We start from the raw sequence: 20975 nt of genomic DNA on the forward strand, positions 1-20975 counted from the left end.
ATTTGGAATCGAAACTTTTAAAAAAAGTACTAAGCACAGGTATAGAAGTAAATGTGTTTTAGTCTATCGCCAGTGGGTCTGTATAGCGTGTTGCAAAACGTCTGTGGGTGCTTGGTATTATTGGGCACGGATTACATAAAAGGGATGGCAAAAAATCATGGTGCAACGCCTGCTCGTTCTCGGTTCAACCGGGTCGGTCGGCGACAGCGTTTTGGATGTAGTCGCGCGTCACCCAGCGTCATTGATGGTATATGGGCTTTCAGCCCATCGGCGGATAGACAAGCTGTACCAGCAATGCCGGCAATTTCGCCCTGCGATAGCGGTGGTCAGCGAGCCGCAACACGCCATCGAGTTGCAGGCTCACTTACTCGCGGCCGATGTTCCTACGCAAGTGCTGTGCGGTGTCGAAGCCTTATGCAGTGCCGCCAGCGCGCCGGACGCCGATACGGTGGTAGCCGCCATTGTCGGCGCAGCAGGTTTGCTACCGACGTTGAGTGCCGCGCAGGCAGGCAAGAAAATTCTCCTGGCCAACAAGGAGGCGCTGGTCATGTCGGGCGCTGTGTTCATTGAGACGGCTGCCAATGCCGGCGCAGTCGTGATCCCGCTGGACAGTGAGCACAATGCAATCTTCCAATGTTTGCAAGGGTGTCAGGGCATGCTTGAAGGCGTCGAGCGCCTGATTCTCACTGCATCGGGTGGACCATTCCGGAATCGGCCAGCAGACAGCTTGGCCGACGTCACCCCCGATCAAGCCTGCGCCCACCCCAACTGGTCCATGGGCCGCAAGATCTCCGTGGATTGCGCGACGATGATGAATAAAGGGCTGGAAATCATCGAGGCCCATTGGTTGTTCAACCTGCCGGCCAGTCGCATTCAAGCGCTGATCCACCCGCAGAGCGTGGTGCATTCGATGGTAGTGTTTCGCGATCAGTCGGTTATGGCGCAACTGGGCAACCCCGATATGCGCATGCCTGTCGCCCACGCCCTGGCCTATCCGCAACGAATGGAGTCAGGTGTAGAACCCTTGGACCTGACACGTTTCGACGGCCTGACATTCGAACACCCCGATGTTGAGCGCTTTCCGTGTCTGGGCCTGGCATTGCAGGTATTGGCTGATGGTGCCCGGGCCAGTGCCGCCCTGAGTGCGGCCAACGAAGTGGCCGTCGAGGCGTTTCTGGGGCGGCGCATTCGGTTCACCCATATTTCCCAGGTGGTCGAGCAGACGTTGCAGGAGATCGACGTGCCGACGCAATCCGACCTTGAGGCGGTCCTCGCCCTGGATCATCAGGCACGTCGCCTGGCCCGCGAGCACGTGCGGTTGTGCGGTTTGAGCCGCTAACGTTGGCGTCAGCCCACTGCAGGGCAAGCGTCCCCACTGTGATGTTGCAAGAACTCATTCAGCGCCTGCCGCGTCAGGTCATTGAGCGTCACTTTCTTGCGCGTCGCCGCCAGGGCCGCTGCCAAATGCAAGTCGTGGCCGACGCGCACGTTGAATGAACCTTTGCAAGGCTTCTCCGGGGTTTGTCCGAGTGTCTGGCAGGTCACGAGGTAGTCATCCACGGCCTCACGGAACGCCGCGTCCAGCTCGGCGACGGTTTTGCCTTCGTAGCTCACCAGTGCCTTGATGAACAGCACCTTGCCGAACAGGCAGTTGTCTTCGAGGCTGGCTTCGATAGAGCCGATGTAGCCTTGGTGTTTCAGTTGGTTGTCCACTGAATCAGTTCTCCTGATTTCAATTGTTCGATGATCTGGCGCCGAATGTAGTGTTTCAGTTCGTTGCCGGGGTGAGGCCTGTGCAAGGTGATCATTGCACTGGGGTTGCCGATATCGAATTTTACGCGGCTTCCAGCCCCTTCAATCTGTCTGTAGCCGAGCTGGTGCAGCAGCGTTACCAGCTCAGGCCAGGTAAAAGCCATGTGCTCATTGAGCAGTTTGGCGAGCAGCTTTTCATTTTTGGACACGGCGTTCCCTGCGTGTAACTAAATGTAGTTGCAAAAAGTGGTGTTCGTCAATGCTAGCTCGAGATTGCAAGGCTTGGCTGAGATTGATGTAACCCTTGATGACACCGCACTTCACGCCGCTTACGCCCCGCTAATTTTTCCTTGTCCGGTTCGTTTTATAGGGACGACGTGCCTTTGTGCTTCCTGCCTATTGTTCCGGACTCCAAGAAATGAATGCTGAAGACTCCTTGAAACTTGCTCGCCGGTTTATCGGGTTGCCCCTGGAAAAGCGCCAGGTTTTCCTGCAAGCCCTACAGAAAGAAGGCGTGGATTTTTCCCGGTTTCCGATTCCGGCAGGGGTGGAGGTGGAGGATCGCCAGGCGCTGTCCTACGCGCAGCAACGTATGTGGTTTCTGTGGCAACTGGACCCGACCAGTGGTGCCTATAACCTGCCGGGCGCCGTGCGGTTAAAAGGCGCCCTCAGCCTGCGCGCACTGGAGCAGGCATTCGCAAGCCTGGTGGCACGTCATCAAACCCTGCGCACGGTGTTCCAGCGCCAGGCCGACGATCGTTTGCTGCAAGTTGCCATCGAGCCGTCGGTTGTCGTCGAGCCTCTGGACTTCAGTGCGCTGGCCTTTGACGAGCGCGAGCAGGCCGTCAACCAGGCGGCGACCCGTCAATCGCTGTTGCCCTTCGACCTGGAAAACGGCCCGCTGCTGCGTGTGCAATTGCTTAAACTCGATGCGCAAGAGCACGTGCTGCTGCTGACCCTGCACCACATCGTCTCCGATGGCTGGTCGATGAATGTGCTGATCGACGAATTTATTCGCTGCTACGACGCCCACGAACGCAACGAAACGCCGCAGTTGCCGGCGCTGCCGATCCAGTACAGCGACTACGCCCTGTGGCAGCGCCGTTGGCTGGAAGCGGGGGAGCAGGCGCGCCAGCTTGAGTACTGGCAGGCCCGTCTGGGTGATGAACATCCGGTGTTGGAGCTGCCCACCGATCGCCCGCGCCCGGCCATGCCCAGCTACCAGGGCACCCGGCATAATTTCGCCATCGATTCCGGCCTGGCCGCGCAACTGCGCAGCTGTGCGCAAAAGCACAATGTGACCCTGTTCATGTTGCTGTTGGGCGCTTTCAACGTGTTGTTGCATCGTTATACGGGGCAGGGCGATATTCGCGTCGGTGTGCCGATCGCCAACCGCAATCGCAGCGAAGTCGAAGGGCTGATCGGTTTTTTCGTTAACACTCAGGTACTGCGTACCGAGTTGACCGGGCAAACCCGTGTCGCCGAACTACTGCAGGGCATCAAGGAGCACGCCCTCGGCGCGCAGGCCCATCAGGAGCTGCCGTTCGAACGCCTGGTGGAAGCCCTCAAGGTCGAGCGCAGCCTGAGCCATACGCCGCTGTTTCAGGTGATGTACAACCACCAGCCGCTGGTAGCGGACATTGCCTCGGTGAGCACCGCCTCCGGCCTGGAGCTGGCGCTGGTGGAGTGGCAAGGCCGTACCACCCAGTTCGACCTGACCCTGGATACCTACGAAAAGTCCGGCAACTTGCAGGCTGCGTTGACCTACGCCAACGACCTGTTTGACGCGCCCTCTATAACGCGCATGGCCCAGCACTGGGTCAGCCTGTTGCACGCCATGGTGGCTGGCGACGAACACCGTATCGGTGAGTTGCCGATGCTGGCCGCCGATGAGCAGCAGGTGCTGGTCCAGGCATGGAACCAGACGGCCCAGGCGTACCCGACCGCGCAAGGAGTGCATCGGCTCATTGAAGAGCAGGTGCAGCGCACCCCGGATGCTCCGGCGCTGGTGTTTGCTGAGACCACGTTGAGCTATGCCCGGCTCGACGCCCGCGCCAACCAGTTGGCCCATGCCTTGCGCGAGCAGGGCGTTGGCCCCGACGTGCTGGTGGGTATCTGCGTGGAGCGCTCGGTCGAGATGGTGGTGGGTCTGTTGGCGGTCCTCAAGGCTGGCGGTGCCTATGTGCCGTTGGACCCGGAATACCCCCAGGAACGCCTCGCCTACATGATCGAAGACAGCGGCATCAAGCTGTTGCTCAGCCAGCAGAGCCTGCAGGCTTTGCTGCCGATTAATGGCGTGCAAGTGATCGTTCTGGACCAGGCGCCGGGTTGGCTGGACGGCTATAGCAGTGAATCACCGGCCGTGGCCATCCAGGCGCTCAACCTCGCTTACGTGATCTACACCTCCGGTTCCACCGGCAAACCCAAGGGCGCCGGCAACAGCCATCGTGCGCTGGTCAACCGCTTGTGCTGGATGCAGCAGGCTTATGGCCTGAACGCCAGCGATGCGGTCTTGCAGAAAACCCCGTTCAGCTTTGATGTGTCGGTGTGGGAGTTTTTCTGGCCATTGATGACCGGCGCTCGCTTGGTGGTCGCCGCGCCCGGCGAACATCGCGAGCCGGCGCGGCTGATCGAGACCATCAGTCGTCACGCCATCACTACCTTGCACTTCGTGCCGTCGATGCTCCAGGCGTTTATCCATGAGCCGGGCGTGCGTGCCTGCACGAACCTCAAACGCATTGTGTGCAGCGGCGAGGCATTGCCGCTGGACGCGCAGTTGCAGGTGTTCGCCAAACTACCAGCGGCGGGGTTGTTCAACCTCTACGGCCCCACCGAAGCCGCCATCGACGTCACCCATTGGACATGCACCGACGAGGGTGCCGACAGCGTGCCCATCGGCCGCCCGATCGCCAACCTTGCCACCTATGTGCTCGACGCCCAGCTCAACCCGGTACCCGCCGGTGTTTCAGGCGAGTTGTACCTGGGCGGCGTCGGCCTGGCGCGCAGTTATCACCGCCGTCCCGGCTTGACCGCCGAGCGCTTTGTACCGAGCCCTTTTGTTGACGGCGAGCGCCTGTATCGCACCGGCGACCGCGTGCGCCAACGTAACAACGGCGTGATCGAATACCTCGGCCGTCTCGACCATCAAGTCAAGCTGCGCGGCTTGCGTATCGAGTTGGGCGAAATCGAAACCCGCCTGATGCAACACCCGCAGGTGCGTGAAGCGGTGGTACTGGTGCAGGGCGGCAAACAGCTGGTTGCCTACCTGGTTAACGAGGGTGAAGCGCCGAGCGACCTCAAGGCCTCGTTGCTCAGCAGCCTGCCGGAATACATGGTGCCCACGCACTTCGTCACCCTGGCCAAACTGCCGGTCACTGCCAACGGCAAGCTCGACCGCAAGGCGCTGCCGTTGCCGGATGCCGCGCCGCAGCAAGCCTTTGTCGCGCCTGAAAACGCCCTGCAAAAAGCCCTGGCGGCAATTTGGAGCGACGTGCTCGGCACCGCGCAAGTGGGGCTGGACGACAACTTCTTCGAGTTGGGTGGCGACTCGATTATCTCCATCCAAGTGGTCAGCCGCGCCCGTCAGGCGGGGATTCGCCTCAGCCCGCGTGACCTGTTCCAGTACCAGAGCGTGCGCAGCCTGGCGTTGGTGGCGAGCTTTGAACAGGCGACGGTTATCGATCAGGGGCCAGTCAGCGGCGAGGTGATCCTCACGCCCGTGCAACACAGCTTTTTCGAGCAGGCGATCCCGGCGCGCCAGCATTGGAACCAGTCGCTGCTGTTGGCCCCGCGTGAAGCCCTGGAGCCTGCGCGCCTGGACGCGGCGTTGACCCGCCTGATCAACCACCATGACGCCCTGCGCCTGCGTTTTGTGCGCCAGGCAGACGGCTGGCAGCAGGCCCACGCCGAGCCGGTTGCAAGCGCTTCAGTGTGGCAGGCGCAGGTCGCTGACGAGGCTGAGCTGGCCGCACTCTGTGACGAGGCACACCGCAGCCTCGACCTTGAACAGGGTCCGCTGCTGCGCGCAGTACTGGTCTCGATGGCAGACGGCGCCCAGCGCCTGCTGCTGGTGGTGCATCACTTGGTGGTCGATGGCGTGTCGTGGCGCATTCTGCTCGAAGACCTGCAACAGGCTTACCGCAGCGCGGCGTTGCCGGCCAAAACCAGTGCCTACCAAGACTGGGCGCAGCAGTTACAGGCCCATGCGCTGACGCTGGGTGACCAACTGCCGTATTGGCAGGCCCAGACCGCGAGCGCCGATCTGCCCTGCGACAACCCCCAGGGCGGCCTGCAGAATCGTCTGGGCAGCAAGCTCGAAATTCGCTTGAGCGCCGAACACACCCGTCAACTGCTGCAAGACGCCCCGGCGGCCTACCGCACCCAGGTCAATGACCTGCTGCTCACTGCGCTGGCGCGGGTGGTCAGCCGCTGGAGCGAGCAGCCTGCCGCGCTGATCCAGCTGGAAGGCCATGGCCGTGAAGACCTGTTCGATACGCTCGACCTGAGCCGCACCGTCGGCTGGTTCACCAGCCTGTTCCCGGTGCGCCTGCAAGCCGATGGCGAGCTGTCGGCGGCGATCAAGTCGGTGAAGGAACAACTGCGTGCCGTGCCGCACAAAGGCATTGGCTACGGCCTGCTGCGTTACCTTGGCACGCCTGACGCCCGTGAAGCGCTCTCGAAACTCGCCGCGCCACGCATCACGTTCAACTACCTGGGGCAGTTCGACCGCCAGTTCAACGAGTCGGCGCTGTTCGTGCCCGCCACCCAGGGCAGTGGGCAGGCCCAGGACCCGGAGGCGCCGTTAGCCAACTGGCTGACGGTGGAGGGGCAGGTGTACGGCGGTGAATTGGCCCTGCAATGGGGGTTCAGCCGGGAAATGTTCGAGGTCGCGACTGTCCAGCGCCTGGCGGATGATTTCCAGCAGGAACTGCTGGCCCTGATCGCGCATTGCGTCGATCCGAAACACGGCGGCCTGACACCGGCCGACGTGACCCTGGCGCAATTGACCCAACCCCAGCTGGACGAGCTGGCACTGCCAGCAAGGGACGTGCAGGACCTGTACCCGCTGTCGCCGATGCAGCAAGGCATGCTGTTTCACAGCCTCTACCAACAGGGCGAGGACGACGTTTACGTCAGCCAGCTGCGCGCCGATGTGCACGGCCTGGACGTGGCGGTATTCCAGCGCGCCTGGGCGCAAGTGCTGGCACGGCATGACATGTTGCGCACCGGGTTTGTCTGGCAGGACGACCAGGGCCAGGCCCTGCAAGTGGTGTATCGACAGGTGAGCTTGCCGTTTACCGAATTCGACTGGCGTGGGCGTCAGGACCTTCCCGCCGCGCTGGAGAGCCTGGCCGCCGAGCACCATCGCGAGGGCTTCGAGCTGGCGCGTCCGCCGTTGCTGCGAGTGGCGTTGATGCGTACGGCTGAAGACCGCTGGCACTTGATCTACACCAGCCATCACATCCTGATGGATGGCTGGAGCAATGCACTGGTGCTCAATGAAGTGCTGCAGGCCTGCAAGGGCCAGGCATTGGCGCCGGTGGGCGCGGCGTTTTCCCAGCATATCGCCTGGTTGCAACGGCAGGACCCGGCGTTGGGCGAGGCCTTTTGGCGCCAGCGCCTGGCGCAGTTGGACGAGCCGACACACCTGGCGCGCAGTGTGGTCAAGAGCCCGGCGCAGAGTGCGGGTGAATACGGTGAAGTCCTTTGTGAGTGGGATGCTAGCCAGACTCAGCGCCTGGCGGCCTTCGCCCGTGCACACCAAGTGACCCTCAACACTTTGGTGCAATCGGCGTGGCTGTTGCTGCTGCAACGCTACACCGGCCAGTCCAGCGTCGCCTGTGGGGTGACGGTGTCCGGGCGGCCGGCGCAGTTGGCGGATGTCGAGCAGCAAGTCGGCCTGTTCATCAACACCTTGCCGCTGATTGCCGCCGCCAGCCCGGCGCAAAGCGTCAGCGAGTGGGTGCGATGCGTACAGGCACTGAACCTGGAAATGCGCGAACATGAACACACGCCGCTGTTTGATATCCAGCGCTGGGCCGGTTCGGCCGGTGAGGCGTTATTCGACACGCTGGTGGTGTTCGAAAACTTTCCGGTGGCCAAGACGCTGGAGCAGTCGGGCGAGGGTGGTTTGCGTTTCAGTGGCGTCAGCCATCAGGAGCGCACCAACTACCCGCTGACACTGACCGTGCACGGCGGCGAGCGCCTGAGCCTGCACCTGGAATACCTGCGGGCGCAGTTCGACACCGACACCGTGCAGCACATCGGCACCTACTTGCAGGGTTTGCTGCAGCAATTTATCCAGGCGCCCGAGCAAGCCGTGGGCGCCATCCCCTTGCTGTTGGCCCCTGAATACACCCGCGTACTGCAAGACTGGAACCCGCGCAGTGTCGCTCAACCGGCCAAGGCAAGCGTATTGCAGCGCTTCGAACAACAGGCCGCGTTGCACCCGCAAAACATCGCGCTGATCCTGGATCAGCAGCGCATGACCTACGCCGACCTCAACCTGCGCGCCAACCGCCTGGCCCATCGCCTGATCGCGTTGGGCGTCAGCGCCGACACCCTGGTGGGTGTGGCGGTGGACCGCTCCCTGGAAATGATCGTCGGCTTGCTGGCGGTGCTCAAGTCCGGTGGCGCTTATGTGCCGCTGGACCCGAAATACCCGGCCGAACGCCTGCAATGCATGATCGAGGACAGCGGTCTGCAATTACTGCTGACCCAACAGCCGTTGGTGGAGCATCTGCCGATCAGCGAAAACCTGACGCTTGTGTGCCTGGAGTCCGGCGCAGACTGGTTGGCCGACTACAGCGCTGAAAACCCCGAGTCAAGGGCGCAGCCGGCCAACCTGGCCTACGTGATGTTCACTTCCGGCTCCACCGGCAGGCCAAAAGGCGTGGGCATCGACCTCGCGTCCCTGGCCCGGCATGTGGAGGTGTTCACCGAACTGTTTGCGCTGCAAGCCCATGACCGAGTCCTGCAATTTGGCACCTTCAACTTCGACGGTTTTGTCGAGCAGCTTTACCCGGCGTTGTGCTGCGGTGCGGCGGTGGTGGTGCGCGGTGGCGAACTGTGGGACAGCGACACCTTCTACCAGCAGCTGATTGAACACGATATTTCCGTGGTCGACCTGACCACGGCCTATTGGCTGGCTCTGGTGCGCGACTTTGCAGACCTGGGCCCACGTGATTACGGGCGCCTGCGCCAACTGCACATTGGCGGCGAAGCCATGCCGCCTGAAGGGCTGAATGCCTGGCGCGCAGCGGGCTTGCTGCATGTGCGGCTGCTCAATACCTACGGGCCTACCGAAGCCACGGTGACCGCCACTGCCCTGGACTGCGCCGCGTATGTCGAGGGCCGTGAAGCCTTGCCGTCGATGATGCCGATTGGCCGCGTGCTGGATGGCCGAGCCATTTACCTCCTGGATGCCAACCTCAACCCGGTGCCGGTAGGTGTCGCGGGCGAGTTGGTGATCGGCGGGCCGCTGCTGGCGCGGGGTTATTTCAAACGTGCGGACCTGACAGCCCACCGCTTCATTCCCGATCCCTTCTGCGCTGACGGCGTCGGCCGTTTGTACCGTACCGGTGACCTGGCGCGCTACCGCGCCGATGGGATGATCGAGTACGTGGGGCGAATCGACCATCAGGTCAAGGTACGAGGTTTCCGTATCGAGTTGGGTGAAATCGAAGCGCGCCTGCTGGCCCAGGCCAATGTGCGCGAGGCGCTGGTGATCGCGGCGGACAACCAGTTGGTCGGCTATATCGTCGCCAGCCAGTCGTTGTCCGACACCGAGCAGGCTCAATTGCGCACGCAGCTCAAGGCTTCGTTGCGCCAGGAGCTGCCGGACTACATGGTTCCGGCGCATCTGCTGGTGCTGGAGCGCTTGCCACTGAGCCCCAACGGCAAGCTGGACCGTGCCGCGCTGCCCAAGCCGGATATCAGCCAAGCCCTGGTCGATTGGGTTGCACCGGTCACCGAGACCGAGCAACGCGTCGCGGCTATCTGGGCCCAGGTGCTGGGCGCCGAACGGGTCGGGCTCAACGATCACTTCTTCGAGATGGGCGGGCATTCGTTGCTCGCAACGCAGGTGGTGTCCCGTTTGCGTCATGGCCTGGGCATCGAAGTTGCACTGCGCACGCTGTTTGAGCAGCCCGTGCTGGGCGACTTTATTAACAATCTGGCGGGGGTTAACAATCTGGCCGAGGTCAGCGCTTCGGCGCCGTCAATGGTGGCGGCGGATCGCGATCAGCCAATGTTGCTGTCCTATGCCCAGGAACGGCAGTGGTTCCTCTGGCAACTTGACCCGCACAGCTCTGCCTATCACGTGCCGAGTGCGCTGCGCCTGAAAGGTCCGCTGGACCGCAGCGCCCTGCAACGTGCCTTCGATACCCTGGTGGCGCGTCACGACAGCCTGCGCACGCATTTTAAGCAAGAGGCCGAGTGCACGGTGCAAGTGGTCAGCCCACAGGCGCGGATCGAACTCGCGTTGCAGCTCACCGACCAAGCGCAGCTCAAATCCAGAGTGCAAGCACTGGTGGCGCAACCGTTCGATCTGCGCCAGGGGCCGCTGATGCGTGTGAGCCTCTTGCGCCTGGCTGAAGACGAGCATGTGCTGGTCCTGGTGCAACATCACATCATCTCCGATGGCTGGTCAATGCAAGTGCTGGTCGACGAACTGGTGCAGCTCTATGCGGCCTACAACCAAGGCCAGGCCCTGCAATTGCCGGCGATGCCGATCCAGTACGCCGACTACGCAAAATGGCAGCGCGACTGGATGGAAGCCGGTGAAAAAGCGCGCCAGCTCGACTACTGGCGTGAACTGCTCGGCGGCGAGCAACCGGTGCTGGAGTTGCCTTTCGATCACCAGCGCCCTGCGGTACCGTCCCATCGCGGCGCGCGTTTGTATATTGCGTTGCCGACCCCGTTGCTCGATGGCCTCAAGTCGTTGGCCCAGCGCCAAGGTGTGACGCTGTTCATGCTGTTGCTGGCTTCCTACCACGCGTTGTTGCATCGCTACAGCGGCCAGCGCGACATCCGTGTCGGCGTGCCGATCGCCAACCGCAACCGTGTTGAAACCGAACGGCTGATCGGCTTTTTCGTCAACACCCAGGTGCTCAAGGCCGAGATCGACGCGCAAACTACCGTTACCCAGTTGCTTCAGCAGGTCAAGCAGCGCGCCCTGGAAGCCCAGGCCCATCAGGACCTGCCGTTCGAGCAACTGGTCGAGGCCCTGCAACCTGAGCGCAGCCTGAGCTTGAGCCCGTTGTTCCAGGTGGCGTTCAACCATCACATCAGTCAGGCCAGCGAGCATTTACAGCGCCTGGCGCAGTTGGACATGAGCCCGGTGAGCTGGGATGAAACGGCTGCGCATTTCGACCTTACCCTGGACATCGAGGAGTCCCGTGACCAGTTGAGTGCGTCCCTGAGCTATGCGACCGACCTGTTCGACGCCTCGACCATTGAGCGCATGGCCCGCCACTGGCAGAACCTGTTGCAGGCGATGGTTGCCGATCAGCAGCAGAACATCGGCCAGTTGCACCTCTTGGATAGCGACGAGCAGCAGCACATCCTGCAACTGTGGAACTGCACCGACGCCGGCTTCTCGGCCGAACGCTTGGTGCATGAGCTGTTTGCTGATCGCGCGCGGGAAAACCCGGATGCGGTGGCGGTCAAATTCGATGCGCAGACCCTGACTTATGGCGAGCTGGATCGCCAGGCCAACCGCCTGGCCCATGCACTGATCGCCCGTGGCGTCGGCCCGGAAGTGCGGGTGGCGATTGCCATGCCGCGCAGCGCGGAAATCATGGTGGCGTTCCTCGCGGTGATGAAAGCCGGTGGGGTGTATGTGCCGCTGGACATCGAATACCCGCGTGATCGCCTGCTGTACATGATGCAAGACAGCCGCGCGAAATTGCTGCTGAGCCACACCACTGCGCTGCAGCAATTGCCGGTAGCCGAGGGCCTCGAAACCCTGGCCATCGACCGCACCGAAGACTGGACCGGCTACAGCGATACCGCGCCGCAGGTGAATCTGGACGGCGACAACCTCGCCTACGTGATCTACACCTCCGGTTCCACCGGCATGCCCAAAGGCGTGGCGGTTTCCCACGGGCCGTTGGTGGCGCACATCATCGCCACCGGCGAGCGTTATGAAACCGGCCCGGCCGATTGCGAACTGCACTTCATGTCCTTCGCCTTCGACGGCTCCCATGAAGGCTGGATGCACCCGCTGATCAATGGCGCCAGCGTGCTGATCCGCGACGACAGCCTGTGGCTGCCGGAATACACCTACGCGCAAATGCACCGTCACAACGTGACCATGGCTGTGTTCCCGCCGGTGTACCTGCAACAGTTGGCCGAGCATGCCGAGCGCGATGGCAACCCGCCCAATGTGCGCGTGTACTGCTTCGGCGGCGATGCGGTGGCACAGGCCAGTTACGACCTGGCCTGGCGCGCACTGAAACCAACTTACCTGTTCAACGGCTACGGCCCGACCGAAACCGTGGTCACGCCATTGCTGTGGAAAGCCCGTCGCGGCGATCCCTGCGGCGCGGTCTATGCGCCAATCGGCACATTGTTGGGCAACCGCAGCGGCTACGTGCTGGACTCACAACTCAACCTGCAACCCATCGGCGTGGCCGGTGAGCTGTACCTGGGCGGCGAAGGCGTGGCGCGTGGTTATCTGGAACGCCCGGCACTCACTGCCGAACGTTTTGTGCCGGACCCATTCGGCAAACCTGGCAGCCGCGTGTATCGCAGTGGCGACCTGACTCGGGGCCGTGCGGACGGCGTGGTGGATTACCTCGGGCGTGTCGACCATCAGGTGAAAATCCGTGGTTTCCGTATTGAGTTGGGTGAAATCGAAGCGCGCCTGCGTGAGCAGGATGCAGTCGGTGAAACCGTGGTGATCGCGCAGGAAGGCCCGGCCGGCAAGCAGTTGGTCGCCTATGTAGTGCCTGCCACCGTGCAGCTCGACCACACCGCGTTCCGCGACAGCCTGCGTCGTGCCCTGAAAACCCGGCTACCGGATTACATGGTGCCCACGCACTTCATGTTCCTGGACCAAATGCCATTGACCCCCAACGGCAAACTCGACCGCAAGGGCCTGCCCGAGCCGGATGCGAGTCTGATGCAGCAGCACTACGTCGCCCCGCAAACCGAGCTGGAGCAACAGATTGCCGCGATCTGGGCCGAGATTCTGCACCTGCCCCGCGTGGGCCTGGACGATAACTTCTTCGAAGTAGGCGGCCACTCCCTGCTGGCGATCCAGATCACCTCGCGGGTGCAGGCTGAACTGGGGCTGGAAGTGCCCTTGGTGGAAGTGTTCCAGACCGAAACGCTGCGCGCCTATGCCCAGGCCGCTGCCACCTTCCGCGCCGGCAGCGCGGAAGACTTTGATGATCTTCGTGACTTTTTAAGCGAACTAGAGGCGATTTGAACCATGCTTTCCAACCCTAATATCGATCTGGTTTCGCGCTTTCTTCGCCTGCCTCTGGAACAGCGCCAACAGTTTTACCAACGCCTGCAAAGCCGCGGCATGAGTTTCGCACAACTGCCGATCGCTTCGATTCGCGAGGAGGGCGAGCACGCGCCGCTGTCGTATGCCCAGGAGCGCCAATGGTTCCTCTGGCAACTGGACCCCGACAGCGCGGCCTATCACGTCCCCGGCGCCTTGCGCCTGAGCGGGCGCCTGGACAAGGCCGCGCTGCAGCGCAGCTTCGACACGCTGGTGGCACGCCATGAGAGCCTGCGCACCCGTTTGCACCTGGAGGGCGAGCAGCGTGCCCAGCAAGTATTGGCCCAGGCTGTGATCGAGATCGCTGAACACCCAGCCGACGAGGCCGGGCTAAAAGCAAGCGTCGAAGCTGAAATCGCCCGACCTTTCGATTTGCAGCAAGGTCCGCTATTGCGGGTCAGCTTGTTCGGCCTAAGCGAAGAAGAGCATGTGCTGGTGCTGGTGCAGCACCATATCGTCTCTGACGGATGGTCGATGGGCGTGATGGTGCAAGAGCTGATGCAGCTGTATGCCGCCTACAGCCAGGGCCAGGACTGCACGTTGGCACCGCTGCCGATCCAGTACGCCGACTACGCGGTGTGGCAACGCCGCTGGATGGAAGCAGGGGAGAAGGCCCGCCAACTGGATTACTGGCGTGAGCTGCTCAGCGGCACTCAGCCGGTGCTGGAACTGCCGCTCGATCACCCGCGCCCGGCGCAGCAGAGTTTCCTCGGCGCACGCCAGGACATCGCCCTGGAACCCGCCCTGGTCGCCGGTCTCAAGGCCCTGGCGCAGCGCGAAGGGGTGACGCTGTTCATGCTGCTATTGGCGGCGTTCCAGGCATTTCTGTATCGCTACAGCGGGCAGTCGGACATTCGCGTCGGCGTGCCGATCGCCAACCGCAACCGTGTCGAGACCGAATCGCTGATCGGCTTTTTCGTCAACACGCAGGTGCTCAAGGCCGATCTCGACGGCCAGATGACCTTCGCCCAACTGCTGCAACACACCAAGCGCCGCGCGCTGGAAGCCCAGGCCCATCAGGATTTGCCCTTCGAACAACTGGTCGAAGCACTGCAACCCGAACGAAGCCTTAGCCATAACCCGCTGTTTCAGGTGATGTTCAACCACCAGGCCAAAACCCAAGCCGCAGAGCAGCAACTGCCGGGCCTGCGTGTGGCCAGCCTCGAACTCGAAACCCAGAGCGCCCAGTTTGACCTGAGCCTTGATACCCAGGAAACCGGCGACGGCCTCTGGGCCTCCCTGACCTATGCCACCGACTTGTTCAGCGCGGCGACGGCCTCGCGCATGCTGGGCCATTGGCTGAACCTGTTGCGCGCCGCCGTGGCCAACCCCGCAATGGCCTTGCAGGACCTGGCGATGCTGAACGCCACGGAGCGCCAACAACTCCTCTACCAGTGGAATGCCACCGAGCGCGCCTACCCGCAAGACCAGTGGGTGCATCAGTTGATTGAAGCGCAGGTGCTCAATCACCCGGATGCAGCGGCATTGCGCTTTGGTGACGTGGCGCTGAGTTACGCCGAACTGAACCGCCGCGCCAATCGCCTCGCCCATCGTTTGATCGAGGCCGGCGTTGGCCCGGATGCGCTGGTGGGGCTGGCGGTGGAGCGCTCCATCGAGATGGTGGTGGGGCTATTGGCGGTGCTCAAGGCCGGTGGCGCGTATGTGCCGCTGGACCCGGAATACCCGCGTGAGCGCCTGGCCTACATGCTTGAAGACAGCGGCGTGAAGCTGCTGCTGACTCAGGCGCATTTGCTCGAACAGTTGCCGATCCCACAAGGATTGGAAACCCTGGTGCTGGGTGAGTCCGGCTTCGACAGCTACAGCGACGCAAACCCGGATATCACGCTGGACGGTGAAAACCTCGCCTACGTGATCTACACCTCCGGCTCCACCGGCCAACCCAAAGGCGCCGGCAACCGCCATTCGGCGCTGCTCAATCGCCTGCAATGGATGCAGGAGGCCTATGGCCTGGGCGCCAGCGACAGCGTGCTGCAAAAGACCCCGTTCAGCTTCGACGTGTCGGTGTGGGAGTTCTTCTGGCCACTGATAACTGGCGCGCGCCTGGTCGTTGCAGCACCGGGCGATCACCGTGATCCGGCCCGGTTGGTCAGCCTGATCACTGCCGAACAGATCACCACGCTGCACTTTGTACCCTCGATGTTGCAGGCGTTCCTGCAAGACCCGGCGGTTTCGACCTGCCACAGCGTGCAGCGCATCGTGTGCAGCGGCGAGGCGCTGCCGGTGGATGCGCAACAGCAAGTCATGGCCAAACTGCCGCAAGCCGGGCTCTATAACCTCTACGGTCCAACCGAAGCCGCCATCGACGTGACCCACTGGACCTGTGTCGATGAAGGGCGTGACGCCGTGCCGATTGGTCGCCCGATTGCCAATCTGGGCTGCTACATCCTCGACAGCCATTTCGAAGCGGTACCGATTGGCGTGCTGGGCGAGCTTTACCTGGGCGGTGTCGGCCTGGCCCGTGGTTATCACCGACGTCCGGCATTGACCGCCGAGCGTTTTATCGCCCATCCCTTTGTCAGCGGTGAGCGTCTGTACCGCAGCGGCGACCGGGCGCGGTATCGCGCAGACGGCGTGATTGAATATGCCGGGCGTGCCGATCATCAGGTCAAGTTGCGTGGCCTGCGTATCGAATTGGGCGAAATCGAAGCGCGATTGCTGGAACACGATTACGTCCGCGAAGCGGCCGTGTTGGCGCTGGACAGCAAATACCTGGTGGGCTACCTGGTGCTGCAAAACGCCGCTGATGACTGGCGCGATGTGCTAAGTGCTCATCTGGCTGAAACACTGCCGGATTACATGGTGCCCGCACAATGGATGCTGCTGGAGCAGATGCCCCTGAGCCCCAACGGCAAGCTTGACCGCAAGGCGCTGCCAGCGCCCGAGGCGACGCAGCAGTACGAAGCCCCGCAAAGCGCGCTGGAGCAGCAGATCGCTGCGATCTGGGCCGATGTGCTGGGCATCGAGCACGTGGGCTTGAACGACAACTTCTTCGAGCGCGGCGGTGACTCGATTATCTCGATCCAGGTGGTCAGCCGCGCGCGTGCCGCCGGCATTCACTTCACCGCCAAGGCGTTGTTCCAGCATCAAACCGTGCGCAGCCTCGCGCGGGTGGCGCAGTTGCAGACCGCGCGGGTGATCGACCAAGGTTCGGTGCAGGGTGAGACGCCGTTGCTGCCGTTCCAGCAGTTGTTCTTCGACATGCAGCTGCCGGATCCGCATCACTGGAACCAGTCCTTCTTGCTGACGCCGCGCCAAGCGCTTCAGGGCGAGCGTCTGGAAGCCGCGTTGCAGAGCCTGATTGCCCACCACGATGTGCTGCGTTTGCGCTTCAGCCAGCACCCTGAGGGTTGGAGGGCCGAGCATGCTGCAGCCGGAACGCCGGTACTCTGGCAAGCCATGGTGGCGGATGCCAGCGAGTTGACCGCGCTCTGCGAAAAAGCCCAGCGCAGCCTCGACCTGCAACAGGGGCCATTGCTGCGCGCGGTACTGGCCGAGCTGGCAGACGGTACCCAGCGCCTGTTGCTGGTGATGCACCACTTGGTGGTGGACGGCGTGTCCTGGCGGGTGTTCCTTGAAGACCTGCAAACGCTGTATCGCGAACAAAAATTGCCGGCCAAGACCTCTTCATTCAAAGCCTGGGCCGAGCGCTTGCAGGCCCACGCCCGTAGCGCTGCGATGGCGTCCGAGCAAGCCTTTTGGCTGCAACAGCTTCAAGGTGCGGCCACCGACTTGCCGTGCCGCGACCCGCAAGGCGCGCGTCCCGGTCGTTTGGCCCAGACAGTGGTCAGCCAACTGGATGCCGAGCGCACCCGGCAATTGCTGCAACAGGCGCCCACGGCCTACCGTACCCAGATCAACGACCTGCTGCTCACGGCGCTGGCGCGGGTGATCTGCCAGTGGACGGGCCACGCCTCGAGCCTGATCCAGCTGGAAGGCCATGGCCGTGAGGACCTGTTTGACGACATCGACCTGACGCGCACCCTGGGCTGGTTCACCAGCCTGTTTCCGGTGCGCCTGACCCCCGACGTGTCCCTGGCGGTTTCGATCAAACAGATCAAGGAGCAACTGCGCAGCGTGCCGCATAAAGGCTTGGGTTTTGGCGCTTTGCGCTACCTGGGCGATGACGCCACACGTGAGGCGTTCAGTGCTTTGCCAGCGCCGCGCATCACCTTCAACTACCTGGGCCAGGTTGACGGCAGTTTCGACCAACCGGACACCCTGTTCGCGCCCGCCGCAGAAAGCGCCGGTGCCGAACAAAGCCCGGATGCGCCGCTGGGTAACTGGCTGACGCTCAACGGCCAAGTCTATGGCGGCGAACTGCAACTGGGCTGGACGTTCAGCCCGCTGATGTTCGACCCCGCGGTGATCGAAACGCTGAGCGCGGCTTACACCCGCGAACTCAACGCGCTGATAGAACATTGCTGCACGCCTGGCAATGGCGGTGTGACCGCTTCCGATTTCCCGTTATCGCGCTTGAACCAATCGCAGCTGGAGTCGTTGCCGCTGGCCTTCGATGCCATTGAAGACATCTACACCTTGTCGCCCATGCAGCAGGGCATGCTGTTTCACACGCTCTATGAGCAGACGGCGGGCGACTACATCAACCAGATCCGCGTGACGGCCGAGGGCCTGGACGTGGCGCGCTTCCAGCACGCCTGGGATGCCACGGTGCAGGCCCATGATGTACTGCGCAGCGGGTTCTTCTGGGAAGGCCAGCTGGAGTGGCCGTGCCAGGTGGTGTACCGCGAGGCGCGGTTGCCGATACAGGTTCTGGATTGGCGCGCCATGCCGGAGCGCGAACTGGAGCTGCGCAAGCTGCAACAGGCCCAGCGCCGCCAGGGTTTTGACCTGGCCAAGGCACCGCTGGTACGCCTGGTACTGGTGCGCACCGATGAGCAGTGCCAAGAACTGATCTACACCAACCATCACATCCTGATGGACGGCTGGAGCAATTCGCGGCTGTTCGGCGAAGTGCTGCAACGCTATGCCGGCGTGGCGGTGCCGGAGGCGGCCGGGCGCTATCGCGATTACATCGGCTGGCTGCAACAGCGTGATGCCGCTTCGACCGAAGCCTTCTGGCGCGAACAATTGAGCGCATTGCAAACCCCAACACGGCTGGGCAGCAGCCAACCGACGGCGGCGCAAGGGCATGGCGAGCATCAACTGGCGCTTGATCGCACACTCACGACTCAACTTGAGTCGTTCGCCCGAAGCCACAAGGTCACGCTCAACACCTTGATTCAGGCGGCGTGGCTGATCCTGTTGCAGCGTCACAGTGGCCAGGCGGTAGTGGCTTTCGGTGCTACCGTGGCCGGGCGCCCGGCGGAGCTTGCGGGCGTTGAGCAGCAGATCGGTCTGTTCATCAACACCTTGCCGGTGATCTGCGCGGTCGAGGGGCAGGTGTCAGTGGCCGACTGGTTGCAAGCCGTGCAGGCGCAAAACCTGGCGTTGCGTGAGCATGAGCACACCGGGCTGTATGACATTCAGCGCTGGGCCGGGCAGGGCGGTGAAGCCTTGTTCGACAATATCCTGGTGTTCGAAAACTACCCAGTGTCCAAAGCCCTGGAGCAAAGCGGCGGCAGCGGTATTCGGTTTGGCGAGCCCCACGCCCATGAACAAACCAACTTCCCGCTCACGGTGCTGGTGGATCTGGGCGAAACGCTGTCGGTGCAGTTCAGCTTTGCCCGCGCGCATTTCCATGAAGACAGGGTGCAAGGCTACGGTCGGCATCTGGTCAACCTGCTGCAAGCGATGCTTAAGGGTGGGCAGCAACGCCTGGGTGAACTGGCGATGCTCGACGCTACTGAGCGCCAGCAGGTGATTGAGGACTGGAACGCGACATCCCGCGATTACCCGTTGCAGCACACCGTGCATCAACTGATCGAGGCGCAGGTTTCGCTCACGCCGGATTCGCCGGCACTGGTGTTCGCCGAGCAACGCTTGAATTACGCCGAGCTGAACCGTCGCGCCAATCGCCTGGCCCATCGTCTGATCGAAGCGGGCGTTGGCCCGGATTCGCTGGTGGGGCTGGCGGTGGAGCGTTCCATCGAGATGGTGGTCGGCCTGCTGGCGGTGCTCAAGGCCGGTGGCGCATACGTGCCGCTGGACCCGGAATACCCGCGTGAACGCCTGGCCTACATGCTTGAAGACAGCGGCGTGAAGTTACTGCTGACTCAAGCGCATCTGCGTGAGCAGTTGCCGATTCCACATGGCCTGGAAACGCTGGTACTTGGCGAGACGGGGTTCGACAGCTATAGCGCAGAGAATCCGGGTATTGCTGTGGACGGCGAAAACCTCGCCTACGTGATCTACACCTCCGGTTCCACCGGCCAGCCCAAAGGCGCCGGCAACCGTCATTCGGCCCTGACCAACCGCCTGCGATGGATGCAGGAAGCCTACGGCCTGGATGTCAGTGACACTGTGCTGCAAAAGACGCCTTTCAGCTTTGACGTGTCGGTGTGGGAGTTCTTCTGGCCACTGATGACCGGCGCACGCCTGGTGGTTGCTGCGCCCGGCGATCACCGCGATCCGGCCAGGCTGGTCAGCCTGATCAATGCCGAACAGGTCACCACGCTGCACTTTGTACCCTCGATGTTGCAGGCCTTTATGCAAGACCCGACCGTTGCGACATGCCACACCTTGCACCGCATCGTGTGCAGCGGCGAGGCGCTGCCGGTGGATGCGCAACAGCAAGTCTTCGCCAAATTGCCGCAAGCCGAGCTGTACAACCTTTACGGCCCGACCGAAGCCGCCATCGATGTGACCCACTGGACCTGCGTTGACGAAGGTCGCGATGCGGTGCCGATTGGTCGCCCGATTGCCAACCTGGGCTGCTACATCCTCGACGGCAACTTTGAGCCGGCGCCGGTGGGCGTATTGGGCGAACTGTACCTGGGCGGCGTCGGCCTGGCCCGAGGTTACCATCGCCGCCCGGCACTGACTGCCGAGCGCTTCATTGCCAACCCCTTTGTCAACGGTGAGCGCCTGTACCGCACTGGCGACCTGGCGCGCTATCGCGACGACGGCGTGATCGAGTACGCCGGGCGTATCGACCATCAAGTCAAGTTGCGTGGCCTGCGTATCGAGTTGGGTGAAATCGAAGCGCGCCTGCTCGAACACGAATGGGTGCGTGAAGCGGCGGTGCTGGCCGTCGACGGCAAATACCTGGTGGGCTACCTGGTGCTGCAACACGCCGCCGACGACTGGCGCGACGTATTGAGCGCGCACTTGGCGCAACACCTGCCGGACTACATGGTTCCCGCGCAATGGATGCTGCTGGAACAGATGCCCCTGAGCCCCAACGGCAAGCTCGACCGCAAGGCGCTGCCCAAGGTGGACGCCAACCTGCAGGCGCGCGAATACGTGGCGCCGGGCAGCGACCTGGAACAACAGATCGCCGCGATCTGGGCCGAAGTACTCGACGTGCAAAGGGTGGGCCTGAACGACAACTTCTTCGAGTTGGGCGGGCATTCCTTATTGGCCACCCAAGTGGTGGTGCGCCTGCGCGAGCAGTTGCACGCCGAATTCGACGTCAAATCGATCTTCACCACCCCGACCCTGGCGGATTTCAGTGCCTATGTAGCCACCCGGCAAACAAATAATTCGCCGGTGCAGGACGCATTGGCTAAATCCTTGGAGGCCCTCAAACGTCTATCAGCAGAAGATTTGGATAAATTGATTTCCTGAGGGG

The 20975-nt window shown here is 62.5% G+C and carries 5 protein-coding genes; 3 read left to right on the plus strand and 2 right to left on the minus strand.

Annotation, left to right across the window (positions count from 1 at the left end):
* The first annotated feature begins 157 nt into the window (after positions 1-157).
* Entirely contained in the window at positions 158-1339 is a 1182-nt protein-coding gene (ispC, locus tag ACTD9P_RS03655; protein WP_438866739.1) for a 1-deoxy-D-xylulose-5-phosphate reductoisomerase, read from the plus strand.
* Positions 1340-1347: 8 nt separating this feature from the next.
* Here ispC and ACTD9P_RS03660 read toward each other — a convergent pair whose 3' ends face one another.
* Both ACTD9P_RS03660 and ACTD9P_RS03665 read right to left on the minus strand, forming a co-directional pair.
* On the minus strand, positions 1348-1713 hold the full coding sequence (locus tag ACTD9P_RS03660; protein ID WP_438866740.1) for a type II toxin-antitoxin system HicB family antitoxin: 366 nt from the start codon (positions 1711-1713) through the stop codon (positions 1348-1350).
* Complete coding sequence (locus ACTD9P_RS03665) at positions 1698-1961, minus strand: type II toxin-antitoxin system HicA family toxin (RefSeq protein ID WP_017139593.1); 264 nt, start codon at positions 1959-1961, stop codon at positions 1698-1700. Before ACTD9P_RS03665 ends, ACTD9P_RS03660 begins: the two co-directional genes overlap by 16 nt.
* A 209-nt stretch (positions 1962-2170) precedes the next feature.
* Between ACTD9P_RS03665 and ACTD9P_RS03670 the strand changes: the two genes are divergently transcribed.
* Both ACTD9P_RS03670 and ACTD9P_RS03675 read left to right on the plus strand, forming a co-directional pair.
* Entirely contained in the window at positions 2171-13186 is an 11016-nt protein-coding gene (locus ACTD9P_RS03670) for a non-ribosomal peptide synthetase (RefSeq protein ID WP_438866741.1), read from the plus strand.
* A gap of 3 nt (positions 13187-13189) precedes the next feature.
* Complete coding sequence (locus tag ACTD9P_RS03675; RefSeq protein WP_438866742.1) at positions 13190-20971, plus strand: non-ribosomal peptide synthetase; 7782 nt, start codon at positions 13190-13192, stop codon at positions 20969-20971.
* Positions 20972-20975: the final 4 nt, after the last annotated feature.

The sequence above is a fragment of the Pseudomonas onubensis genome (genome assembly GCF_965653655.1).
GTDB lineage: Bacteria > Pseudomonadota > Gammaproteobacteria > Pseudomonadales > Pseudomonadaceae > Aquipseudomonas.